This is a genomic window from Metapseudomonas boanensis, assembly GCF_042232855.1.
GTDB classification, from domain to species: Bacteria; Pseudomonadota; Gammaproteobacteria; order Pseudomonadales; family Pseudomonadaceae; genus Metapseudomonas; species Metapseudomonas boanensis.
In genome coordinates, this window is the sequence record NZ_CP113889.1 from 1,191,771 (window position 1) to 1,216,189 (window position 24,419).

The following is a 24,419-nucleotide window of genomic DNA, read 5'->3' on the forward strand; positions in this document are numbered from 1 at the left end:
AGAAAGCTAGCACGGCCTCGGCAAAGTGCCCGGTGCTCTTGTAGGAGCGAGCGAGGGGGACGCCGAGTTCTTGCTCGCGAACAGCCTGAGGCACGTCGGTTCGCGAGCAAGCTCGCTCCTACAAGATTATCCGGCGAGTCAGACCGCCAGTTCCCACAGCGGCATGACCGTCACCCGTACCTCGGGGTCGTGGTTGCCGCCGCCGAGGATGACCCCGCGCAGGGGCGAAACATCGGAGAAGTCGCGGCCCCAGGCCAGGGTGATGTGTTCCAGGTTCGGCAGGATGTTGTTCGTAGGGTCGAAATCCACCCAGCCATTGTGCGGGCAGTAGACCGACACCCAGGCGTGGGACGCGTCAGCGCCGATCAGGCGGGGCTGGCCGGGGGGCGGCTGGGTCAGCAGGTAGCCGCTGACATAGCGCGCTGCCAGGCCGCGGGAGCGCAGACAGGCGAGCATCAGGTGGGCGAAGTCCTGGCAGACGCCTCGGCGGCGTTCCAGTACTTCGGTCAGGGGCGTCGCCACCTGGGTGGCTTCGGCATCGAAGGCGAACTCGCTGAAAATCTTCTCCATCAGCGCCGCCGTGCCTTGCAGTAACGGCCGGCCAGCCGGGAAGCAGCCGGCGGCGAACTCGGCGAACTGGCGTTTGATGCGCACGTAGGGCGACTCGACACGGAAGCGACACGCCTCCAGTTCGGCAGATTTCAGCGCGCGACCGGTATAGGCCAGAGTCGCCGGAACCTGCTCCCAGGCCGGTGAAGCAGCAAGATCCAATGTCCCATGGGGCAGCACTTCCACCTGCAGGCGCGTGTTGACCTGCAGCTCGTCATGGGGCCGCTCGAATGCGAGGCGCGTCAGCGGGTTGCCGAACACGTCGAGCACATCGTGGCGCAACGTCGGCTCGGGGTTGATCAGCAGTTCACGGCCCGTGCAGCACTGCCACGGGCAGTCGCGCGGCCAGAGGTGCAGCAACTGCTGCGACAGCGAAACCGCCGCCGAATAGTGGTAATGGGTGTCATGGAACACCTGGTAGCGAGCGCCCTGGGCAGGGGCGATGGCGTGGGCTTGCGCGTGCATCAGGTGGATACCGTTTGCTGGCTGACATCGTCGACGTGGGCAAAATAGCGCAATCCGAGGCGATCGGAGACCTGTCCGACGTTCTGTGCGATCTCCCGCAGCAGGCCTGAGAGGCCCGTGAGCACTTCGTCCAGGCTGTCTTCGCCGAACAGCGGGTTCTCCAGAGTGCCGAGGTCGAAGGCCAGCAGACGCCCGATCAGGCCGCTGAGCATCAGCTCCTGCGGGGCGCCGAACTCCAAGTGCAGGCGCCCCAGGGAGCGCTCCAGGGCTTGTAGCTGGAAGCGCAGGGCGTGCGGGTTCTGCTCATGCAGCAGGAGCAGGTCCAGGACCGGGATCAGCTGCGGCGAGGCCAGGTAGCGCGAGCGGTAGGTGATGGTGCTGTTACCCAGCTCCAGCAGCCATTCGAGGGCTACGGGATCCCAGGCGGCGCCGCCTTCGAGGAAGCCGGCGATGCTTTCGGCAAAGAACTGCACGCGCTCGATGCGCCGGCCGATCATCAGGAAGCGCCAGCCGTCGTCGCGTGTCATGTCGTCGAGGGCGAAGCCGGACAAAGCCGCCAGCGACATCAGCAAGCGGTTGAGGAAGTCCAGCGCCTCACCAAGGTCCGTTCGCTCGGGGTCCAGCGCCTGAGCCTCGCGGTGCAGCTCCAGCACCGCGTGCCAGTTCTCTCGCGATAGGCGCCCGCGCACCTGGGCTGCCGCCCAGTGCAAGCGGCGCAGGTTCGCGCTGACGCTGCTCGGCCACTCATCATCGAGCAAGGCGGCCAGCAAGCGCTGCTCCAGCGGCTCGTCGCCCTTGGGCAGCAGGCCGATGGCCGATGCCAGTTGCAGGGCCGATTGCAGCGCCTGCTCGTCGCCATCGGCGTCGACATAGCGCGACAGCACCACTCGCAACAGCCGCGCGCCGTCGTCGCAGCGCTCGCCATAGCGACCGAACCAGTAGAGGTTTTCCACCACCCGCGAGGGCAGGTAAGGGTCCTGGCGGATCAGGTCGCGCACGCCGAGGGTGCGCGGGCGCAGCGGTTCGCCGGCCACGGGGCGATCAGCCAGCACCCAGGTGTCCTTGCTGGCGCCACCGCGCTGCATGGAGACCACTTCGGCATCAGCCTCCGAGGCCACCCGCGTAAGCCCGCCGGGCATGACCCAGTAATTGCCATCACTACCAGCCACGGCGAACACACGCATGCCGATGGCACGCGATTGCAGTTCGCCACGCTCATTATCGCCCTGCCACACCGGTGCCTGGGAAAGCTGCGCCATGCGCTGGGTAACATAGGCATGGGGATGCGCCCGTAGGCGCTTGCGCAGTGCGGCCTGGGCATCGGCGTCGAGGGCATGGCCGAACAGCGGCTCGAAGCTCTGCGAGGGGAAGGCCGGTTTGACCACCAGCCCATCCAGGTCTTCCAGCGCCCGACCGAGCACCTGCGGTTGACCGCACCAGCCGGTGGCGACCGAGGGCAATGACAGGTCCTCGCCGAACAACCGCTGGCTGATACGCGGCAGGAAGCCGAGCAGACCCGGCGATTCCAGCACGCCGCTGCCCAGGGCATTGGCCACCAGCACGCGCCCCTGGCGCACTGCGTCCAGCAGGCCGGGAACGCCCAGGGCCGAGTCGGTGCGCAGTTCCAGCGGGTCGCAATAATCATCATCAAGGCGACGCAGCACCGCGTGCACGCGTTTCAGGCCGCCGAGCGTCTTGAGGTAGAGGGTGGCGTCACGCACCGTCAGGTCGTGCCCTTCCACCAGTGGGAAACCGAGCTGGCGCGCAAGGTAGAGGTGCTCGAAGTAGGTTTCGTTGAAGCGTCCCGGGGTCAGCAGTACCACCAACGGCGTCTCGCCGTCGCTAGGGGCCTGGCGGATCAGGGTTTCCTGGAGCGTACGAAAGTAACCGGCGAGGTACTGCACGCGCAGGTCGCGGTACAGCTCGGGCAGCGCGCGGGAGACGATCTGCCGGTTTTCCAGCGCGTAGCCGGCGCCGGAGGGCGCTTGGGTCCGGTCGGCAAGCACATGCCAGCGGCCGTCGGCGTCGCGAGCCAGATCCACCGCATAGCTGTGCAGGAAGATGCCACCGGGTGGCTGCACGCCCTGGCAGGGCCAAAGGAAGTTGGGATGGCCAAAGACCAGCTCGCTGGGCAAAAGCCCTTCGGCCAATAGGTGCTGCTCGCCATAGAGGTCGGCCAGCACGGCGTTTAGCAGATGCGCACGCTGCGCCACACCGGCGGCGATGGGTTGCCAATCCTCGGCCGAAAGCAGATTGGGCAGCAGGTCCAGCTCCCAGGGGCGGTCAGTACCCTTGGGGTCGGCGTAGACGTTGTAAGTGACGCCGTTCTCCTGGATCTGCCGCGCCAACAGCTCCTGGCGCTGGCGCAGCTGCGCCGGGCTGCTGCGTACCAGCTGCTGGAACAGGCGCTGCCAGTGCGGGCGCACCGATCCATCGGCATCCAGCAGTTCGTGGTAGGCCGCGGGGGTCAGCGGGTAGTCGGCTAGCAGGTCGGACATCGAAGGCTCGGCAGAGTGGAGGCTTGAACACTTTAGCGGACGGCGAAGCGCCCGGTCAGACAATCGCTGACCGGACTCTGTTCGTTGGCCCTAGATGCGGCGCAGGTCCAGGGTCATCGGCAGCTCATCATTGACCCTGGGCTGGCTCACTTCGCGCTTGCCCGGAGTGTGCCCATGGCGGAAGAAGCGCGCCAGGCGCCGACTCTCGGCCTCATAGGCATTCACCGGGAAGCTGTCGTAGCTGCGCCCGCCAGGGTGGGCTACATGGTACTGGCATCCGCCGAGCGAGCGCTGCATCCAGGTATCGACGATGTCGAACACCAGCGGCACCTGTACGCCGATGGTCGGCTGCAGGCAGGAGGCCGGCTGCCAGGCGCGGTAGCGTACTCCGGCGACGAACTCGCCGACCCGACCGGTGGGTCTTAGCGGCACTGGTTCACCGTTGCAGGTCACCACGTAACGGTCCGGCGCCATGCCGGTGACCTTGAGCTGCACCCGCTCCAGCGAAGAGTCCACGTAGCGCACGGCGCCCCCCACGGCGCCCTCCTCGCCCAGTACATGCCAAGGTTCCAGGGCCTGGCGCAACTCCAGGTCGATACCCTTTACCGAATAGTCGCCGTATTTGGGGAAACGGAACTCGAAGTGTGGGGCGAACCATTCGGCGCGCAGCGGATAGCCTGCCGTATTGAACTCGTGGACCACGTCTTCGAAGTCCTGCTGGACAAAATGTGGCAACAGGAAGCGATCGTGCAGCTCCGTACCCCAGCGCGCCAACTTGGACGGCTGGTAGGGCTCGTCCCAGAAGCGCGCCACCATGCCGCGCAGCAGGAGCTGCTGGGCCAGGCTCATGCGTGCATGAGGTGGCATCTCGAACGCCCGCAGCTCCAGCAGGCCCAGACGGCCAGTGCTGCTGTCCGGCGAGTAGAGCTTGTCGATGCAAAACTCGGCGCGGTGGGTGTTGCCCGTGACGTCTACCAGCAGGTTGCGCAACAGCCGATCCACCAGCCAGGGCGGGCAGTCGGCGCCAGGATCGGGCATCTGCTGGAAAGCGATTTCCAGCTCGTAGAGGGCATCGTTGCGCGCCTCGTCCACCCGCGGAGCCTGGGAGGTTGGGCCGATGAAGAGGCCGGAAAAGAGGTACGACAGCGACGGGTGATTGTGCCAGTAACTGATCAGGCTGCGCAGCAGGTCGGGGCGACGCAGGAAGGGAGAATCCGCCGGAGTGGCGCCGCCGAGCACGAAGTGGTTGCCACCACCGGTGCCGACATGTCGGCCGTCGACCATGAACTTCTCACTGGAAAGGCGGGATTTCCGGGCCGCCTCATAGAGGAACTCGGTGCGCTCTACCAGCTCTTCCCAGTTGGCCGAGGGGTGGATATTCACCTCGATCACGCCCGGGTCCGGGGTAACGCGGAAATTGACCAGCCGCGGATCGCTGGGCGGCTCGTAACCTTCCAGCAATACCGGGCAGCCAAGCTCACCGGCAGTGGCCTCGATAGCCGCCACCAGCTCCAGGTAGCTTTCCAGCTCGGCCAGCGGCGGCATGAACAGGTACAGCCGCCCCTCGCGCGGCTCGGCACAGAGCGCCGTGCGGGTGATCCAGCCAGCCGATTGGTGCCGCTGCGGCTCGCGCTCGCCGGAGCGAGCCTGCGGTCCTCCCTCGCGCAGTTGCTGGCGGAGCTGCGCGGCCTGGCGCAGAGGCGGGAATGCCTGGCCAGGGTCGGCGGGATTCACATAGGGATAATCGGCCTCGCGAGCCCATGGTTGAGAGTCCAGTGGCAGGCGATAGCCCAGGGGCGAATCGCCGGGAATCAGCCGGCAATACTCGTCGCGCAGGAACCAGCGGCCGCTTTCCCACGCATTGCCGTCGGGACTGCGCGCCAGCGGCAGGACCTGGCCGACCACCTCGCCCAAGCCTCGCTCGAACACCTTGCGCAGGCGCTCGCGCTCCAGCGGGTCCGCCAGACGGGCATCCTCGGGGGTGACGTTTGCCGGCAGCTTGCGCTCGCGCCAGAGGTAGTAGAACCAGTCCTCAAAGGCCGGAAACAGGGATTCCCCGGAAAGCCCCAGGCGGCCGGCGACGCTACGGAGAAAGCGCGCCGCCAGGTCATTGTCGGCACCGTAACTGCGCGACTCGTCCGCGTGGAGCTCCGGGTCCTGCCAGATCGGCTCGCCATCGCGGCGCCAGTAGCAGTTCAGGGACCAACGCGGCAGCTGCTCGCCGGGGTACCACTTGCCCTGGCCGAAATGCACTAGGCCTTCAGGGGCGTAATGCCCGCGCAGGCGATGGAAAAGCTCGGCGGCCAGGCGGCGCTTGTGCGGTCCCAGGGCGGCAGTGTTCCACTCGGGGTCGTCGGGGTAGTCGATGGTGATGAAGGTGGGCTCGCCGCCCATGGTCAGGCGCACGTCCCCGCGCGCGAGGTCGGCGTCGATGCGTTCGCCCAGCGCACGGATCGCCTGCCACTGCTCCTCGCTGTAGGGCTTGGTCACCCTTGGCGCTTCCCAGACCCGCTCGACGCGCATTTCATGGGAGAACTCGCATTCGGACTCGTCAACACCGCCTGTGATCGGAGCCGCCGAGGACGGCTCCGGGCTGCAGGCCAGGGGGATGTGGCCTTCGCCGGCGAACAGGCCGGAGGTGGGGTCCAGGCCGATCCAACCCGCGCCCGGCAGGTACACCTCGCACCAGGCATGCAGGTCGGTGAAGTCCACTTCAGTACCGCTGGGGCCATCGAGGGATTTCTGGTCGGCGGTGAGCTGGATCAGGTAGCCGGACACAAAGCGCGCCGCCAGACCAAGGTGACGCATCAGTTGCACCAGTAGCCAGGCGGAGTCGCGGCAGGAGCCGGAAGCCTTTTCCAGGCTTTCCTCAGGCGTCTGCACGCCAGGCTCCATGCGGATCAGGTAGCGGATATCCCGGGCCAGACGCTGGTTCAGCGCCACCAGGAAGTCGACGCTGCCCTTGGGTGTGAGGTCGATGCCGGCCAGATAGTCGGCGAACAGCGGCGTGGCCGGCAAGCAACTCAGGTAAGGCGCCAGCTCACGCCGCTCATCGGCGGTGTAGGTGAAGGGAATCTGCTCGGCATAGGGCTCGAGGAAGAAATCGAAGGGGTTGAACACCGCCATTTCGGCGACCAGGTCCACCTCGACCTTCAGCTCCCGGGTTTTCTCCGGGAACACCAGGCGCGCCAGGTAGTTGCCTTGTGGATCCTGCTGCCAGTTGATGAAGTGCTTGCCGGGCGCCACTTTCAGTGAATAGCCGAGGATCCGCGTACGACTGTGGGGCGCGGGACGCAGACGGATGATCTGCGGACCGAGATTGACCTCCCGGTCGTAGCGATAGTGAGTGACGTGATGCAGTGCGACATGGATCGACACGGCGGGCCTCCTGCGAGCCTGGGCGATATCCGGGAGCGGGCAAGACTTGTGCCAGCGCCCAAGTATGGATTTGCGGCGGTTCCGACCCTTGCAGGCACCAGGACAGGGCCACACCTGCCCCCTGATGACCCGGCCGCACAAGAATGGTTCGTCGGAGAGTCAGCCGCCCTTCCAGCCTAGCGGCCAAAGATGAAGGAGAAAGGAATTCCTGGGTGACTGTTTAGGCCGATTGGGCATAAGCATCTTGGGGGGAATGCTGGGATTGAAGCCCGACCCTCGCCCCGAAGAGGAGAGGGAAATGGGCCGTGCCGAGGTTGATACGGCGCCCAGCACGGCACTGAGCCACGCAACGCTGCTCGAGAGCCTCGGCGCGAGGCACCCGGTCAGCTTCAGGAAGAGGGGTTGGGGAGAGGGGTCGCCTCCAAACAAAAACGCCAGCCCGATGGCTGGCGTTCTCATCACCGTGGCGCGGCTGGCCGCTTTCCGGGCTTTTTCTTGCCGCCTTTCTCCGCGGCTGCGGCCTTGTTCTCGGCCTGCTTGCGGGCGAAGGCGGCGGCCTTGGCCTGCTCGCGCTTGTCCCAGGGATTGCTGCCGTCACTGCCGCGTGGCGGCAAGCCGGTGTGCTGGGTCAACATCGCCTTGCCGACCTTCTTGCTGCCAGCCGGGGTCGAGTTCTTGCGGCGGGCGCTGTGGTACTCGTCAGTGGCCGGCTGATAGGCCGGGATAAGCTGGTGCTTGCCGTTGCCGATCAGGTCGCCGCGCCCCATGCGCTCGAGCGCCTCGCGCAGCATCGGCCAGCCCTTGGGATCGTGGTAGCGCAGGAAGGCCTTGTGCAGCCGGCGTTGCTCCTCGCTCTTGACGATTTTCACCCCTTCGCTCTTGTAGGTGACCTTGCGCAGCGGGTTCTTGCCCGAGTGGTACATCGCGGTGGCACTGGCCATGGGCGAGGGGTAGAAGGCCTGCACCTGGTCGGCACGGAAGCCGTTGCGCTTGAGCCAGAGGGCGAGGTTCATCATGTCCTCGTCCGTGGTACCGGGATGGGCGGCGATGAAGTACGGGATCAGGTACTGCTCCTTGCCCGCTTCCTTCGAGTATTTCTCGAACATCTGCTTGAAGCGGTCATAGGAGCCGATGCCGGGCTTCATCATCTTGCCCAGAGGCCCTTCCTCGGTATGTTCCGGGGCGATTTTCAGGTAGCCGCCGACGTGGTGGGTCACCAGCTCCTTGACGTACTCCGGCGACTCCACGGCCAGGTCATAGCGCAGGCCGGAGGCGATGAGGATTTTTTTCACTCCGGGCAGCGCGCGGGCCGAGCGGTACAGCTGGATCAGCGCCGAGTGGTCGGTATTGAGGTTCTCGCAGATGCCCGGCCATACACAGGACGGCTTGCGGCAGTGCTTCTCGATCTCCGGGCTCTTGCACGCAATTCGGTACATGTTGGCGGTCGGCCCACCGAGGTCGGAGATGACGCCAGTAAAGCCGGGGACCTTGTCGCGGATCTCTTCGATCTCGCGGATGATGGACTCTTCCGAACGGTTCTGGATGATGCGGCCTTCGTGCTCGGTGATCGAGCAGAAGGTACAGCCGCCAAAGCAGCCGCGCATGATGTTCACCGAGAAGCGGATCATCTCGTAGGCCGGGATCTTCTCCTTGCCGTAAGCTGGGTGCGGGACGCGGGCATAGGGCATGCCGAAGACGTAGTCCATCTCCTCGGTGGTCATGGGGATCGGCGGCGCATTGAACCAGACATCCACCTCGCCATGCCGCTGTACCAGGGCGCGGGCGTTGCCGGGGTTGGTTTCCAGGTGCAATACGCGGTTGGCGTGGGCGTAGAGCACCGGGTCATTGCGCACCTTCTCGAAGGACGGCAGGCGGATCACGGTCTTGTCGCGGGTCAGCCGCGGGTTGGGCAGCAGTTCGATGACCTTGGCTTCCTGCGGGTCTTCGCCGGCCGCCCCCTTCTCCTGCTCGATGGCGCAGGCGGCGGTGTCCTGTGTGTTGACGTAGGGATTGATGATCTTGTCGATCTTGCCCGGACGATCGATGCGGGTGGAGTCGATCTCGAACCAGCCCTCGGGGGTGTCGCGGCGCAGGAAAGCGGTGCCACGCACATCGGTGATATCTTCGATCTTCTGTCCGTAGGAGAGGCGCTGGGCGATCTCGACCACGGCGCGTTCGGCGTTGCCGTATAGAAGAATGTCGGCGGTGGCATCCATCAGGATGGAGCGACGCACCTTGTCCTGCCAGTAGTCGTAGTGGGCGATACGGCGCAGGGACGCCTCGATGCCACCGAGCACCACCGGCACGTGAGTGTAGGCTTCCTTGCAGCGCTGGCTGTAGACCAGGCTGGCGCGATCCGGACGCTTGCCGGCCATGCCGCCGGGCGTATAGGCGTCGTCGGAGCGGATCTTCTTGTCCGCGGTGTAGCGGTTGATCATGGAGTCCATGTTGCCCGCCGCCACGCCGAAGAACAGATTCGGCTCGCCGAGCTTCATGAAGTCGTCCTTCGAGCGCCAGTCAGGCTGGGCGATGATGCCCACGCGGAAGCCCTGCGCTTCCAGCAGACGGCCGATGATGGCCATGCCGAAGGACGGGTGATCAACGTAAGCATCGCCGGTCACGATGATGATGTCGCAGGAATCCCAGCCGAGCTGATCCATTTCTTCCCGGCTCATCGGGAGGAAAGGTGCAGGACCGAAACACTCGGCCCAGTACTTCGGATAGTCGAACAGGGGCTTCGCAGCTTGCATATTTTTTGACCAGCGGGCTTTTCACGGGGCGCGAAATATAGCACAAATTTTGAGCAAATCCGACGCCTACGCTAGGTTTCTGCGTGCCAACCCACAAGCTGGACGTTCATCGACCGCCCTGTGATCACAGTTCCTGCAGGTCGCTATACTCCTGCCAAATTGCCGCCCGCCACGCCGAACAAGTCGTCACCAACAAGGAGCATGTGCGGTGTCACGCCTGACCATTTCACTGTTCCTGCTACTTTGCTGGCTTGGCACCAACGTGCCTGCACTGGCGGCCATCGAACTGACCCCGGGCAGCAGCGGCGAGTCCCTGAATGCTTACATCGAGCTGCTCGAAGACCCGGACGGCAGCCTTGGGATCGCCGACATGGGCCGGCCCGAGGTGCAGCAGCGATTCACGCCAGCAGCCGGTCGCGCCAGCGTGGGCCAGAGTCGGAGCGTCTGGTGGGTCAGGGTACAGCTGACCCGCAGCCCCGAAGCGCCAAAGCAATGGTGGCTGGAGAACTCGGGCATCACCGTCCAGCGCGTCCAGCTCTACCTGCCGGACGGCCAGGGTGGCTGGGCGGAGCGGGAGTCCAGCGAGGCCCAGCCCTTTGCCCGGACGCGCGACTATTCCTATCGGCGCATGCTGTTCCAGCTCCCGGAGATCGAGGGCCAACCGCTCACCCTGTACTTCCGCAGCTATGACCCGGCGGGCAACTCGTTCCCGCTGAAGATCTGGCAACTGGATGACCTCAAGGAACTGAAGGCCGGCGAGAACCTCGGCTTCGGCCTGGTCTATGGCGTGATCCTGGCGCTGCTGCTGTACAACCTGTTCATCCTCATTGCGCTGCGTGACCGCGCTTACCTCTGGTACGTGCTGGCCACCGGCAGCGCGCTGGTGTTCATCCTCAGCATGACTGGCCACGGCTTCCAGTATTTCTGGTCCGACGCGCCAGTGCCGGTATGGCTGGACCGCATTACCCTGCCCTCGCTCTGGGGCATCTTCGTGATGCGTTTCACCCAGGAACTGCTCTGCGCACAGCGAGGCTTGCGCTGGGCTGATCGACTATTCAATGTCGCCTGTGCGCTCTACGCCGTCGCCATCCTGATCAACTTCTTCGGCTACCGCGCCGAGGGTGCCGTCCTGATCGCCGTAACACCAATCGTGACGGTGCCCACGGCCCTGATCATCGCCGTCATCCGCTGGCGCCAGGGCTTCATCCCGGCACGCTTCTACCTGCTGGGCTACGGCACGGTGCTGGTCAGCACTGCAGTCCTGGTGATGCGCGCAGCCGGCATCATCCAGCCGATCAATTTCACCGCCTACATGTTCCCGGTGGCCATCGCCGCCGAGTCGATCCTGTTCTCCTTCGCCCTTGCCTACCGCATCCAGATGCTCAAACAGGAAAAAGCTGCCGCGCTGGAACAGGCCGACCGCGAGAAGGCCGCACGCCTGGCACAGATGCAGGCCAGCGCGGACGAGTTGCAGGCGGCCGTCACCACCCGTACGGCTGAACTGGCAGCAGCCAACCAACGCCTGTGCGAACGTGAACGGGCGCTCGAACATGCGGCCTTCCACGATGCCCTGACCGAGCTGCCGAATCGCCGTTATTTGATCGAGCGTACCGAATCGGCCCTCTCCAGTGCCAAGCGCAATGAGGAATCGCTTGCCCTGATGCTGATCGATCTCGACCATTTCAAGCCAATCAATGACCGTTTCGGCCATGATGCCGGCGACCTGATGCTGCGCATCACCGGGCAGCGCCTGCGTGAGCACGTACGCGGCGGCGATGCCGTGGCGCGATTGGGTGGCGACGAATTCGCCGTACTGATTTGCGGGCCGGATGCCGAGCTACAGGCGCGCGAGCTTGCCCGGCGCCTGCTGGAGGAGCTGGCCGCCCCGGTGGTCTACGGCGACGAGGAGCTGGTCGTGAGCATCAGCATCGGCGTGGCCTTGTTCCCTCGTCACTCCAGCCAGTTCGCCGGCCTGTACCAGACTGCGGACCGCGCCCTCTACAAGGTCAAGGCCCACGGCCGCTCGGGCGTGGCCGTATTCGGCGAAGACGGTGAGCACTCTGCGGAAAGCAATCTGCAGCTCGATGTCCTGAGGATTCGCAGCGGGTTGCTGTGAGGGCAGGCCTGCCTAGGAAATGAATTCGCCCCCACAGGCTATGTGCATGACCTTACTTAGGCCAGGTAACGGCGCGGCACCCGGGCCGTCACCTTGGTCAGCAACTCGTAGCCGATGGTACCGCACGCCGCTGCCAGCTCATCTACGGGCAACTGTGCCCCCCAGAGCTCGACCGGGTCGCCCACGACGGCGCTCGGAAGGTCTGTCAGGTCCACGGCCAGCATGTCCATGGAAACGCGTCCGGCCAGAGGCACGCGCTGGCCATTGACGATCACCGGGGTGCCACTGGGCGCATGGCGCGGATAGCCATCGGCATAGCCGCAGCTGACGGTGCCAATGCGCGACGGTCGCGCGGCTTCCCACGTCGCGCCATAACCGACGCTCTCGCCCATCGGCACCTCACGTACTGCAATCAGCTTCGCGCTCAGGCTCATGGCTGGCTTGAGCCCCAGTTCATGGGCGCTGATATCTGCGAAGGGGCTGGCACCATAGAGCATGATGCCGGGGCGCACCCAGTCCATATGGGCTGCGGGCATGGTCAGGATCGCCGCCGAGTTGGCCAGGCTGCGCCGGTCGAAATCCAGCTCCAGCAGGCCGAGGAAGCTTTCCAGCTGCCGCTCGTTGAGCTCGTGGCCGCGCAGGTCGGCGCAGGCGAAGTGGCTGATCAGGTTGAGTTCGGCGACTTGAGGGGTGCCCCTCAGGCGCGCATGGCAATGGCGCAACTCGTCCTCGCCGAATCCCAGGCGATGCATGCCGGAATCGAGTTTGAGCCAGACGTTCAGCGGCCGGCTGAGCGGAGCGGCCAGCAGCGCAGCAACCTGCTCGCTGCCCTGCACCACGACGTCGAGGCCAAGCTGTGCGGCCAACTGATACTCAACGGCCTCGAAGCAGCCCTCCAGCAACAGGATCCGCGTCTGGTCATCCAGCGCCCGAACCTCGGCCGCCTCCTCCAGGCAAGCTACGGCAAAACCATCCGACTCACCGTGCAAGACGCTGACGACTTCACGCACGCCGTGCCCATAGGCATTGGCCTTGACCACGGCAAACGCTTCCCGACCCGGCGCGCAGCGCTTGGCAACGGCATAGTTGTGACGAATGGCGGACAGGTCGATGGCAGCGATCAGCGGGCGCATGGGCGGGCTCTAGAACGAAAACGGGCGTCCATCATACCGCCTGGACGCCTGCGTTCATTGATCCAGCTTCTTACTCATCTTCGAAGTTGTACGCACCCGGCGCCAGGTTCTCAAAGCGTGAATACTTGCCCATGAAGGCCAGGCGAACGGTACCGATCGGACCGTTACGCTGCTTGCCGATGATGATCTCGGCAACGCCCTTGTACTCGGTCTCGGGGTGATAGACCTCGTCGCGGTACACGAACATGATGATGTCGGCGTCCTGCTCGATCGCTCCCGATTCACGAAGGTCGGAGTTCACCGGACGCTTGTTGGGTCGCTGTTCCAACGAGCGGTTGAGCTGGGAGAGCGCGATCACCGGGCAGTTGAACTCTTTGGCCAGGGCCTTGAGCGAGCGGGAGATCTCGGAAATCTCGTTGACCCGGCTGTCGCCGCTGGAGCCGGGAATCTGCATGAGCTGCAGGTAGTCGACCATGATCAGACCGATCTCGCCGTGCTCGCGGGCAAGGCGGCGGGTACGCGCGCGCATTTCCGAAGGTGAGATGCCGGCGGTATCGTCGATGAACAGCTTGCGGTCGTTGAGCAGGTTCACCGCCGAGGTCAGGCGCGGCCAATCATCGTCGTCCAGTCGGCCGGCACGCACCTTGGTCTGGTCGATGCGCCCAAGAGAGGCGAGCATACGAATCACGATGGATTCAGAAGGCATCTCCAGCGAATACACCAGGATCGCCTTGTCGCTGCGCATCAGCGCGTTCTCGACCAGGTTCATCGCAAAGGTGGTCTTACCCATGGACGGACGACCCGCGACAATGATCAGGTCGGCCGGCTGAAGGCCGCTGGTCTGGGTGTCCAGGTCGTTGAAGCCGGTGGACAGGCCGGTGATGGCGTCGCCGTTGTTGAACAGCTCATCGATCCGATCGATCGCCCTCACCAGGATGTCATTGATGCCGACTGGACCGCCGGTCTTGGGCCGCGCTTCGGCGATCTGGAAGATCAGACGCTCGGCTTCATCGAGGATTTCTTCGCCGGTGCGGCCCTGCGGCGCATAGGCGCTGTCGGCGATCTCGTTGCTGATACCGATCAGCTGGCGCAAGGTGGCGCGCTCGCGAATGATCTGTGCGTAGGCCTTGATGTTGGCAACCGACGGGGTGTTCTTCGCCAGTTCGCCGAGGTAGGCCAGTCCGCCGACCTGGGGCAGTTGGCCTTCCTTGTCCAGTTGCTCTGACAAGGTGACCACGTCGAATGGCATGTTGCGTTCGGCCAGTTTGAAGATGGCGCGGAAGATCAGCCGATGATCGTGGCGATAGAAGTCACCGTCGGACACCTGGTCGAGCACGCGCTCCCAGGCATTGTTGTCCAGCATCAGGCCCCCGAGGACGGCCTGCTCGGCCTCGATGGAGTGCGGCGGCACTTTCAGGGCGGAAGTTTGCAGGTCGAATTGTTCCGGGACGGAGATATCGTTCATGGGCTCGGAAAAATATTGGGGTAGAAAGACATCGGGCACGGCATCGCTGTTGCGATGACGTGCCCGATGTTAGCGGCCCTGCACCCAAGTGCAAGTCCACTCGACGGCTTGCTTAGCCAGCGATCACGATCAGCTTGACGGTCGCTTCAACGTCGGTGTGCAGGTGCACAGCAACGTCGTACTCGCCAACTTGACGGATGGTGCCGTTCGGCAGGCGGACTTCAGCCTTGGCAACCGGAACGCCAGAGGCGGTCAGGGCGTCAGCGATGTCGTGGGTGCCGATGGAGCCGAACAGTTTGCCTTCGTCGCCAGCGCTGGCAGTGATGGTCACTTCCAGTTCGGCCAGTTGGGCAGCACGAGCTTCAGCAGAAGCTTTCTTGTCGGCAGCCTGCTTTTCCAGTTCAGCGCGGCGAGCTTCGAACGCAGCAACGTTCTCAGCGGTAGCAGCGGTGGCCTTGCCTTGCGGCAGCAGGTAGTTACGGCCGTAACCGGCCTTGACGTTCACCTTGTCGCCCAGGTTGCCCAGGTTGGCGATTTTTTCGAGCAGGATGACTTCCATTTGAGTCTTACCTCTTAACTTTTAACCTTCACCGTTCGCGGGGCCAGGGCCGTTCTTGCGCGCTTGGCGCCCACGAAAATCAATCAGACTGTCGACGATGGCCAAAACCACCAGCAACGGATAGATCAGCTGCATGAACAGCAGCAGCGACACATACAGCCCTACGAGCCAAAAACCAGCCAGCCCACCCTGCTTGACCAACCCGTGTATCAGGGCCAGTCCGGCAAAGGCCAGCGGTACGCTGCAGATCGGCGTCAGCATGGCGAGCTCCAGACCCAGGTTCGGGCCTAATAGCATCGCAGCCAGCAAGCCGAAGCTCAGCGCCGGCGGCAGCCTCAGCGCGCGAATTTCACGCCCGAAACCACCCGGGTTGTACAAGGCTGCCTGCCAGTAGCGGCCAAGCGCCAGGCTCAGCACGCAAAGCAGTTGCAGCAGCGCTGCGATCAAACCAGTCAAGACCGGTGCGATCATGGCATCCAGACGCGCTCGCTCGTCCTCCGACAACTGCGGATGGACACCCCCCATGACCTGCGGCAAGAGCTTCTGCAACTCCCCCGCCATAGCCACGATGGGCTCGCGGAACACCGCGCCCAGCACCACGCTGAACAACAGCCCGAGCGCCACGCTAACCATCAGCACCCGCGTCCAGGACACGCTGGAACGCAACACCAGGGCCAGTCCGAGCGAGCCGAGCAGCACCAGGAGGGTGCGCGGTTCGCCGAAGTACCACCAGCCAAGAGCCGGTAGCAGCGCCCAGGCAAGGATGCCGACAGCGTCGTTCATGCCGCGCCGCAGCAGCACCAGGCTACCGGCGGCCGCGCTCAGCCAGAACATCATGGGCAGGGCCGCAGCCCCAGCCACCACGAGAGTGGCCTGGGTACGACCGCGCATGATGAACTCAGCCAGGGCGCGCATGTGATCTATCCCTTACTCAGTCGACCGCCCGGTCTCAACGGCCGTGGCTGTCGGTGTAGGGCAGCAGGGCCAGGTAGCGGGCACGCTTGATAGCGGTGGCCAGCTGGCGCTGATACTTGGCTTTGGTGCCGGTGATACGGCTCGGAACGATCTTGCCGGTTTCGGAGACGTAGGCCTTCAGGGTGTTGAGATCTTTGAAGTCGATCTCTTTCACGCCTTCAGCGGTGAAACGGCAGAATTTACGACGACGGAAGAAACGTGCCATGAATGTGGCTCCTCAATAGATCCGTGGATTACTCGTCAGCGTTGTCGCTGTCGTCGCCTTCGGCAACAGCGTCAGTCTCAACGCGGTCGCGGCGCTCGCGACGCTCGCTGCGGTTTTCCTCGGCCTTGAGCATCTCGGACTGGCCGGTGATGGCTTCGTCGCGACGGATGACCAGGTTGCGGATAACGGCATCGTTGTAGCGGAAGTTGTCTTCCAGCTCAGCCAGGGCCTTGCCACTGCACTCGACGTTCAGCATCACGTAGTGAGCCTTGTGAACGTTGTTGATGGCGTAGGCCAGCTGGCGACGGCCCCAATCTTCGAGGCGATGGATCTTGCCGCCGTCTTCTTCGATGAGCTTGGTGTAGCGCTCAACCATGCCGCCAACCTGCTCGCTCTGGTCCGGGTGAACCAGGAAGATGATTTCGTAATGACGCATAAATGCTCCTTACGGGTTGTAGCCTGCCAACGTTGTGGTCAGGCAAGGAGTGAATGTCTCGTTTTGGCTTGCCGGGCTGAGGGCGCGAAAAAGCCTGCCCCCACGGCAAGGGGCGACATTCTAGAGAAGCCCCGATGACCGTGCAAGGCGAATTGGCGATTATTTGAGCAGCCCCGAAGTAGGCAATTTTCCCTGTCGGGGATTTCATTTGCCGAGCAAGCGGAGGGCCGGCCGTTCGAGCCATGAGTGACGCTCGCCCTCTCCTATCCGCGCCCTCCCAAGGGAGAGGGCGCGTGAAAGCGAATGCATTCGCAATAGCAGACCGAAGGTCTGCTGCCTCAGGGGCTGGAACGACCGCGCTGGCGAACCGCCTCGAACAGGCAGATGCCAGTAGCCACCGAGACATTGAGGCTGCTGACGCTACCCGCCATGGGCAGCTTGACCAGATAGTCGCAATGCTCGCGCGTCAGCCGGCGCATGCCCTTGCCCTCTGCCCCCATCACCAGCACAGTGGGGCCGGTCATGTCCTGCTGGAAGACCTCCTGCTCGGCCTCACCAGCGGTACCAACGACCCAGAGGCCTTTCTTCTGCAGTTTTTCCAGCGTCCGCGAGAGGTTGGTCACCGCCACCAGCGGCATCACTTCCGCTGCGCCGCAGGCGACCTTGCGCACCGTAGCGTTCAAGGTGGCGGATTTATCCTTGGGAACAATCACTGCCAGCACTCCCGCCGCATCGGCGGTGCGCAGGCAGGCGCCAAGGTTGTGCGGGTCGGTGACGCCGTCTAGCGCCAGCAGCAGCGGTGCACCGGGTGTACGCTCAAGCAGTTCGTCGAGCATGTTCTCTCCCCAGACCTGACTGGGACTGACTTCGGCCACCACGCCCTGATGGACGCCTTCGGCCCACTCGTCCAGCTCGTGGCGATCCTTGTGACCAACCGAAACGCGGTGCTGCGTCGCCAGGTCGATCAGGACCTGCACCCGCGGATCATGCCGACTTTCGGCCAACCAGAGCTGCTTGACGCGTTTGGGGTGGTGACGCAACAACGCTTCCACGGCATGTACGCCGTAGACCTTTTCCAACTGACTCATTTCTTGACCTTGGTAGCGGGCGCCTTGGGTTTTGGCGGACCCTTGCGATGCTTGGAGGGTTTACTGGCGGCTTTGGCCTTCTTCTTTTGCGGCTTGCCCCCTTCCTTGACCTTGCCTGGCATATCCAGGGCCTTCTGCGCTGGCCGCGTACCTTTGCTGGCCTTGGCGCCTTGCTTGGCCTCGCTGATCAGTGCCTGCTTCAATGCACGGCTCTTGTTCACGTCGGTGTTGCCGAGCATCTCCTCAGCCTGTACGAGCATTTCTGGGGGTACCGTCGGCAGCGCCTGCACTTGCCCGACCTTGCGCCGACGAGGTGCAGTCGAATGCTGCGGATCATGCCGTGGCTTTTCCTGTGCGGCGCGGGCAGCTGCCTTGGCGCCGCGACCACGGCCCTTGCCGGTCCGGGGCGTTTCCAACGCCTTGGCGGGTTTTTCCGGCCCACGGGACTTGCGCCCCACAGGTGCGCTGAGCACATTTCCGGACAGCTCGAAATCGATCTTGCGCTCGTCCAGGTCGACCCGCGCCACCACCACTTCCACGGTGTCGCCGAGACGGAAGCTACGACCACTACGCTCGCCGGCAAGGCGATGGTGAATGGGGTCGAAATGGTAGTAATCACCCGGCAGCGCCGTGACATGTACCAGGCCTTCGACATAGATGTCGATCAGCTCGACGAAGATGCCGAAGCCGGTCACCGCGGAGATCACGCCGGGGAAAGTCTCGCCCACGCGATCGCGCATGTACTCGCACTTCAGCCAATTGGTGACGTCGCGGGTCGCCTCGTCCGCACGGCGCTCGGTCATCGAGCACTGTTCGCCAAGCTGGGCCAGGGCGGCCTCGTCATAGGGATAGATGCGTGCCTTGACCATGCTTGCCGCACCGGCACGACGCACATGCTCGGTTGTCCGTTTGGAGCGGATGACGCTGCGAATGGCGCGATGCACCAGCAGATCCGGGTAACGGCGGATCGGCGAGGTGAAATGGGTGTAAGCGTCGTAATTCAGGCCGAAGTGTCCCTCATTATCCGGGCTGTAGACTGCCTGACTGAGCGAGCGCAGCATCACCGTCTGGATCAGGTGGAAGTCCGGGCGCCCACGGATCGACTCCAGCAATGCCTGATAGTCGCTCGGGGTTGGCTCGGCCTTGCCGCGATTGAGCGTCAGGCCAAGCTCCGCGAGGAACTGACGCAGCTTGTCCAGGCGTTCGCTCGGTGGGCCTTCGTGGATACGGTAAAGGGCCGGCACCTCATGCTGCGTCAGGAAGCGTGCAGTCGCCACGTTGGCGCACAGCATGCACTCCTCGATCAGTTTGTGGGCGTCGTTGCGCTGGGTGGGCAGGATTTCCTGGATCTTGCGATCGGCACCAAAGACGATGCGCGTCTCCTGGGTTTCGAAGTCGATCGCGCCACGCACCTGGCGCGCAGCGAGGAGCACTTTATAGAGCTTGTAGAGCTGCTGCAGCGGCTTGACCAGATGCGGCAGCTGTTCGCCGAACTGCTGGGCCTCGGCGGACTCAGGCGTCTCGAGGAACTGGCTGACCTTGGTGTAAGTGAGCCGCGCATGGGAATGGATGACCGCCTCGTAGAACTCATAGCCGGTCAGCTTGCCCGCACGGGTAATGGTCATGTCGCAGACCATGGCCAGGCGATCCACCAGCGGATTCAGCGAGCACAGGCCGTTGGACAGCACCTCCGGCAGCATCGGCACGACCTTCTCGGGGAAGTACACCGAGTTGCCCCGCCTGGCCCCCTCCTCATCCAGCGCCGACCCCACTTTCACATAGTGAGAAACGTCGGCGATGGCGACGATCAGGCGCCAGCCGCCGCCCTTGCGAGCCTCGGCATAAACGGCATCGTCAAAATCGCGGGCATCTTCGCCATCGATGGTAACCAAAGGCAGCTCACGCAGGTCGATGCGCTTTTCCTTGTCCTTCTCGACCACTTCCGGCTTGAGCTTGGCGGCCTCCTTGATAACAGCCTGCGGCCATTCATGGGGAATGTCGTAGCTGCGCAAGGCGACTTCGATCTCCATCCCGGGCGCCATGTAGTCACCCAGTATCTCCACGACTTCGCCCTGGGCCAGGCGGAAGCTGCTCGGCCACTGGTCGATCTTCACCTGGACGAACTGGCCGTGCTTGGCAGCGCCCTGCTTGCCACTGGGTACCAGCACTTCCTGCTGGATCTTCGGGTTGTCGGCCACCACCCGGGCGATACCGCTTTCCTCGAAGAAGCGGCCGACCAGGGTTTCATGGGCGCGCTCGATGATCTCGACCAATGCGCCCTCGCGTCGACCGCGACGGTCAAGGCCGGCGACTCGCGCCAACGCGCGATCGCCGTCGAACACCAGGCGCATTTGCGCCGGGCTGAGAAACAGGTCATCGCTGCCGTCATCGGGAATCAGGAAACCGAAGCCATCACGGTGGCCACTGATGCGCCCACAGATCAGGTCGAGCTTGTCGACCGGGGCATAGGTGCCGCGACGGGTATAGATAAGCTGGCCATCGCGCTCCATGGCGCGGAGTCGACGGCGCAAGGCCTCCAGCTGCTCTTCGCTGGTCAGGCCGAATTCTTCCACCAGCTGCTCACGATTGGCCGGTGCGCCGCGTTCGTCCAAGCGTTGCAGGATCAGTTCACGGCTGGGAATCGGGTTTTCGTATTTTTCCGCCTCGCGGGCGGCCTCGGGATCGAGGTTCTGCCAATCGGCCATCAAAGGGTGATCACCTTTTCATACATAGTTGGATTTGCCATATGCCTATTGAAGCGCGAATTCCGTTTATCGGTCAGCTTTGCCTGAAGAATAATTTTTTTCGTGGTCAGGGGTTTACAACACAAAACTCGGCTCGTATAGTTCGCGCCCACAGCGTCGGTGAGACGTTGTAACACGGAAATTGGTGAGTAATCATCAACATCCAGTGCCCAGGTGGCGGAATTGGTAGACGCACTAGGTTCAGGTCCTAGCGGTGGCAACACCGTGGAAGTTCGAGTCTTCTCCTGGGCACCATTTTAAGAAGTTGAGCCAACGGCTCGACTTCGTACCAAACGGATTGTGTGGATCCGTATCGAGTGAATCGATGAAGTCCATAAAAGTCGATGAGCGATCATCGCAATGTGCCCAGGTGGCGGAATTGGTAGACGCACTAGGTTCAGGTCCTAGCGGTGGCAACACCGTGGAAGTTCGAGTCTTCTCCTGGGCACCACTCTTCAACACAAAGCCGAGCCATGCTCGGCTTTGTGCTTTCCGCACGCCTGAAATCGGCCTTTGATGCCTGCGGGGCGGCCAACCCCCGCTCGACACATGGCAGGCCCAGGACGGTTTCCTACGCTTTGAACTGGCCCAAGCTGGCCTTGAGCTGGTCCGCCAGCCCGGCAAGTACGCGCCCACTGCTGGCGGTCGCCGCCACCGCCTCCGCCGCCAGACTGGCCTCGGCATGAATGACATCAACCCGGCCACGCACTCCGCCAGCACCTTCGGCCTGATGCTCTGCCGCTCGCGCCGCGGCCTGCACCGCACCGTGCACCTGCTCCACCGCTTGCTGCACACCCAGCTGCAGGCGCTCACTGTCGCGCAATGCCTCCAGCCCCTGGACCGCACGCTCCCGCGCCTGGGAGATGGCTGCCACCGCTTCGCGGGCACCGGTCTGCAGGGCCACGATATGTGTCTGGATATCTCCCGTGGATTGCTGGGTCTTGCTCGCCAGGGCCCTGACTTCATCGGCCACCACCGCAAAGCCTCGCCCGCTTTCCCCAGCCCGCGCCGCCTCGATGGCAGCATTGAGCGCCAACAGATTGGTCTGCTCAGCGATGCCGTGGATGACAGACAGCACCATCTCGATCTGCTCGCTCTGCTGCGCCAAACGCTGAATGACTTCGGCTCCGTTCTGGACACGCTCTTCCAAGGCCTCGATCAGTCCACCGACCTTGCGAGCGATCGCCGCGTTGTCCTGGGCCGCCTGGCGAATCTCGCCGACCTGGCGCAAGGCGCTTTGCATCGCCTGGCTTTCCGACTGCGCCTCGGCAACCATGCCAGCCAGGACATGCAGGCTGCCCTCCACCTCACTGCGCTGACGCTGCGCCGCCGACTCAGCCGCCAGGCTGCGCTCGGACAACGCCTTGATCTCGACCCCGGTCTGCCGCGCGACATCGCCGGCCTCCCGAACGATCGGCTGCAGCTTGTCGACGAAGCGGTTCACCGCACTGGCCATCTCGCCGAGCTCATCACGACTGTCCAGCTTCACGCGGCGAGTAAGATCACCCTCACCCGCCGCCAGGTCGTCCAGAGCAACGATCAACAGGCGCAGCCGGCTGACCACTCGCCACCCCAACACCACTGCCAGCACCAGCAGCGCGCCCAACCCGACCAGCGCCAAGCCTAAGCCGACGCGCCAACGGAGCTGATCCGCCGCCGACTCCACCGCATCACGGGTACCGGCACTCATGTTGCCGGCCGCCTCACGCGCCGACTGCAACCGTGCAGTCAAGGCTGCACTGCTTTCCGTAGCAGCACCTGTCAGACTGTCCCCAACCAGCTCGCCGCCGCTCGCAATCAAGGCATCGAAACGCTTGTCCAGCGCATTGAGCTGCTGCTCGACAGACGCCGTGGAGACCCCCAGCCGAACCTTACCAATCTCAACGCCGTTGGGACTGATCGTAGCCTCGACCAGATAGACCGACGGGTCGCTGGCTGCCGCATGGAGCACCTTATCCAGGGCACGCTGCCCCTCCCCCTTGGCCAACAGCGTCTTGATCTGCGGGTTCTCTCGGTTGAGATAACGGGTCAGGTGCTGGCCATCCGCACCGTCGTAAACGACGAAAAGAACATTGGGATTGCGCTGGGCGCGGCGGGCGAACTCGGACAGCGTCGGCACATCGCTGTCCCACATGGCACGCGGGGCCACAGCAGCGAGCAACTGCGCCAGGTCATTGGCCGACTCCTTGAGGTTCTGCTCCAGCGTCTGCCGCAGCTGCCCCTGCTCCTGCTGCAAGCGCTGGCTGAGCGCAGCGGAAAGACGCTCGCGGGTCCTGGTCGAAAGCGCTCCCAAGCTACCGGAGACCTCCTGCCCCGCCTGCTCCAGCTCGGCCGCCAGGCGCTGGGTATCACCCCCCAGGCGCACCGCGAGCTCATCCACCAGGGCACTGACGGTGCTTCGGGTCAGAACAACGGCCACCAACACTTGCACCAGCAGGGCAAGCCCCAGAGCGATGAAGGCAGGACGCAACAAACGACTTTGCAGCAGCGACAAGATGGCTGGCACGACGATGGACTCCTCAACAACCGTTACCGCTGTAACGGCGACAACCGGGATTTATTGAGTCCCCGCAAAGTGCGTGCCGACCAGTAGCACGATTATCCGCATTGCCAGAACGACGAAGGGCCGCACTAGGCGGCCCTTCGGGAGAGTCTGGCGACTCAGGCGTAGGGATGACGCAGCACGATGGTCTCGTTTCGATCCGGGCCGGTGGAGATGATGTCGATCGGCGCACCAACCAGCTCCTCCACACGCTTGATGTAAGCGCGGGCATTAACCGGGAGTTCTTCAAGGCTCTTCGCACCAACGGTGGAATCGCTCCAGCCCGGCAGATCTTCGTAGACCGGCTGGAGGCCGATGTAGCTGTCGGCATCGGTCGGCGCATCGATCAGCACTTCGCCGTTCTGGTCCTTGTAGCCGGTGCAGATACGGATGGTTTCCAGCCCATCCAGAACATCCAGCTTGGTCAGGCAGAGACCGGAGATGCTGTTGATTTCGATGGCGCGACGCAGGATCACCGCATCGAACCAGCCACAACGACGGGCGCGTCCGGTCGTGGAGCCGAATTCATGACCGCGCTTGGCCAGGTAGGCGCCAGTTTCGTCGAACAGCTCGGTCGGGAACGGACCGGAACCTACGCGAGTGGTGTAGGCCTTGGTGATACCGAGGATGTAGTCCAGGTACAGCGGTCCGAAGCCGGAGCCGGTGGCGGTGCCGCCAGCGGTGGTGTTGGAGCTGGTGACGTAGGGATAGGTGCCGTGATCGATGTCCAGCAGCGAGCCCTGGGCACCTTCGAACATGATGTAGGCGCCCTGCTTGCGCAGCTGATGCAGGCGCGCAGCCACGTCGATCATCATCGGCTTGAGCAGTTCTGCGTAGGCCAGAGCTTCGTCCAGAGTCTTCTGGAAGTCGACCGCCGGCTCCTTGTAATAGTTCTGCAGGACGAAGTTGTGGTAATCCAGCAGCTCACCCAGCTTGGCGGCGAAACGCTCGCGATGGAACAGGTCGCCGATGCGCAGCCCGCGGCGGGCCACCTTGTCCTCGTACGCCGGGCCGATCCCGCGACCGGTGGTGCCGATCTTGGCGTCACCACGGGCCTTTTCACGGGCCTGGTCCAGCGCTACGTGGTACGGCAGGATCAGGGTGCAAGCCGGACTGATGCGCAGGCGCTCACGCACTGGCACACCTTTCTCTTCCAGCTTGGTGATTTCACGCAGCAGCGCATCGGGCGCGACAACGACGCCGTTGCCGATCAGGCACTCGACGTTCTCGCGCAGGATGCCGGACGGGATCAGGTGCAGCACCGTCTTTTCACCGTCGATCACCAGGGTGTGACCGGCGTTGTGGCCGCCCTGGTAACGCACGACAGCGGCAGCCTGGTCGGTCAGCAGATCGACGATCTTGCCTTTACCCTCATCACCCCACTGGGTGCCCAGGACCACGACATTCTTACCCATAACACTTGTCCTCTTCGCGGAAGCTCGATGCCGGCAGCAGC

15 protein-coding genes and 2 tRNA genes are annotated in these 24,419 nt (G+C 63.8%); 3 read left to right on the top strand and 14 right to left on the bottom strand.

What is annotated here, in order from left to right; translation table 11 throughout:
• Positions 1–138: 138 nt before the first annotated feature.
• The 4 genes from OXH74_RS05550 to OXH74_RS05565 form a co-directional block, all read right to left on the bottom strand.
• Entirely contained in the window at positions 139–1,074 is a 936-nt protein-coding gene (locus tag OXH74_RS05550; protein ID WP_375740402.1) for a transglutaminase N-terminal domain-containing protein, read from the bottom strand.
• A complete protein-coding gene (locus OXH74_RS05555) occupies positions 1,074–3,572 on the bottom strand; it encodes a circularly permuted type 2 ATP-grasp protein (protein ID WP_375740403.1) in 2,499 nt (832 codons plus the stop codon). Before OXH74_RS05555 ends, OXH74_RS05550 begins: the two co-directional genes overlap by 1 nt.
• Before the next feature lie 90 nt (positions 3,573–3,662).
• Positions 3,663–6,950: a DUF2126 domain-containing protein gene (locus tag OXH74_RS05560; protein ID WP_375740404.1), complete on the bottom strand. Its 3,288-nt coding sequence runs from the start codon at positions 6,948–6,950 to the stop codon at positions 3,663–3,665.
• A gap of 458 nt (positions 6,951–7,408) precedes the next feature.
• Positions 7,409–9,700 carry a YgiQ family radical SAM protein gene (locus tag OXH74_RS05565; RefSeq protein ID WP_215371464.1) on the bottom strand — a complete coding sequence of 764 codons (2,292 nt, stop codon included), beginning with the start codon at positions 9,698–9,700 and terminating at the stop codon, positions 7,409–7,411.
• 208 nt (positions 9,701–9,908) lie between these two features.
• Between OXH74_RS05565 and OXH74_RS05570 the strand changes: the two genes are divergently transcribed.
• Positions 9,909–11,816: a diguanylate cyclase domain-containing protein gene (locus tag OXH74_RS05570; protein WP_375740405.1), complete on the top strand. Its 1,908-nt coding sequence runs from the start codon at positions 9,909–9,911 to the stop codon at positions 11,814–11,816.
• A gap of 56 nt (positions 11,817–11,872) precedes the next feature.
• Here the strand turns inward: OXH74_RS05570 and alr are convergent, their stop codons facing one another.
• The 8 genes from alr to rnr form a co-directional block, all read right to left on the bottom strand.
• The gene (gene alr, locus OXH74_RS05575) at positions 11,873–12,949 is read right to left on the bottom strand and encodes an alanine racemase (protein ID WP_375740406.1); all 1,077 of its coding nucleotides are present in this window, start codon (positions 12,947–12,949) and stop codon (positions 11,873–11,875) included.
• 70 nt (positions 12,950–13,019) lie between these two features.
• Complete coding sequence (dnaB, locus tag OXH74_RS05580; RefSeq protein ID WP_375740407.1) at positions 13,020–14,414, bottom strand: replicative DNA helicase; 1,395 nt, start codon at positions 14,412–14,414, stop codon at positions 13,020–13,022.
• A 112-nt stretch (positions 14,415–14,526) separates the two neighbouring features.
• Positions 14,527–14,973 carry a 50S ribosomal protein L9 gene (gene rplI, locus OXH74_RS05585; RefSeq protein ID WP_375740408.1) on the bottom strand — a complete coding sequence of 149 codons (447 nt, stop codon included), beginning with the start codon at positions 14,971–14,973 and terminating at the stop codon, positions 14,527–14,529.
• Positions 14,974–14,994: 21 nt separating this feature from the next.
• The gene (locus OXH74_RS05590; protein WP_375740409.1) at positions 14,995–15,888 is read right to left on the bottom strand and encodes a hypothetical protein; all 894 of its coding nucleotides are present in this window, start codon (positions 15,886–15,888) and stop codon (positions 14,995–14,997) included.
• A 34-nt stretch (positions 15,889–15,922) separates the two neighbouring features.
• Positions 15,923–16,153 (bottom strand): 30S ribosomal protein S18, encoded by a 231-nt coding sequence (gene rpsR / locus OXH74_RS05595; protein WP_016495030.1) that lies wholly within the window; start codon positions 16,151–16,153, stop codon positions 15,923–15,925.
• 28 nt (positions 16,154–16,181) lie between these two features.
• Entirely contained in the window at positions 16,182–16,589 is a 408-nt protein-coding gene (rpsF, locus tag OXH74_RS05600) for a 30S ribosomal protein S6 (RefSeq protein ID WP_215371481.1), read from the bottom strand.
• A gap of 338 nt (positions 16,590–16,927) precedes the next feature.
• Positions 16,928–17,677 carry a 23S rRNA (guanosine(2251)-2'-O)-methyltransferase RlmB gene (gene rlmB, locus OXH74_RS05605; RefSeq protein ID WP_375740410.1) on the bottom strand — a complete coding sequence of 250 codons (750 nt, stop codon included), beginning with the start codon at positions 17,675–17,677 and terminating at the stop codon, positions 16,928–16,930.
• On the bottom strand, positions 17,674–20,382 hold the full coding sequence (rnr, locus tag OXH74_RS05610; protein ID WP_375740411.1) for a ribonuclease R: 2,709 nt from the start codon (positions 20,380–20,382) through the stop codon (positions 17,674–17,676). The genes rlmB and rnr overlap by 4 nt, the downstream gene beginning before the upstream one ends.
• Positions 20,383–20,589: 207 nt before the next feature.
• Here rnr and OXH74_RS05615 point away from each other — a divergent pair.
• Together OXH74_RS05615 and OXH74_RS05620 are read left to right on the top strand one after the other, a co-directional pair.
• Positions 20,590–20,676: transfer RNA gene (locus tag OXH74_RS05615), tRNA-Leu, on the top strand.
• 109 nt (positions 20,677–20,785) lie between these two features.
• Positions 20,786–20,872 (top strand) — tRNA-Leu (locus OXH74_RS05620).
• A 120-nt stretch (positions 20,873–20,992) separates the two neighbouring features.
• Here the strand turns inward: OXH74_RS05620 and OXH74_RS05625 are convergent.
• Both OXH74_RS05625 and OXH74_RS05630 read right to left on the bottom strand, forming a co-directional pair.
• Positions 20,993–22,927 carry a methyl-accepting chemotaxis protein gene (locus tag OXH74_RS05625; protein WP_375740412.1) on the bottom strand — a complete coding sequence of 645 codons (1,935 nt, stop codon included), beginning with the start codon at positions 22,925–22,927 and terminating at the stop codon, positions 20,993–20,995.
• Positions 22,928–23,082: 155 nt separating this feature from the next.
• Entirely contained in the window at positions 23,083–24,378 is a 1,296-nt protein-coding gene (locus OXH74_RS05630; protein WP_215371488.1) for an adenylosuccinate synthase, read from the bottom strand.
• Positions 24,379–24,419 lie beyond the last annotated feature (41 nt).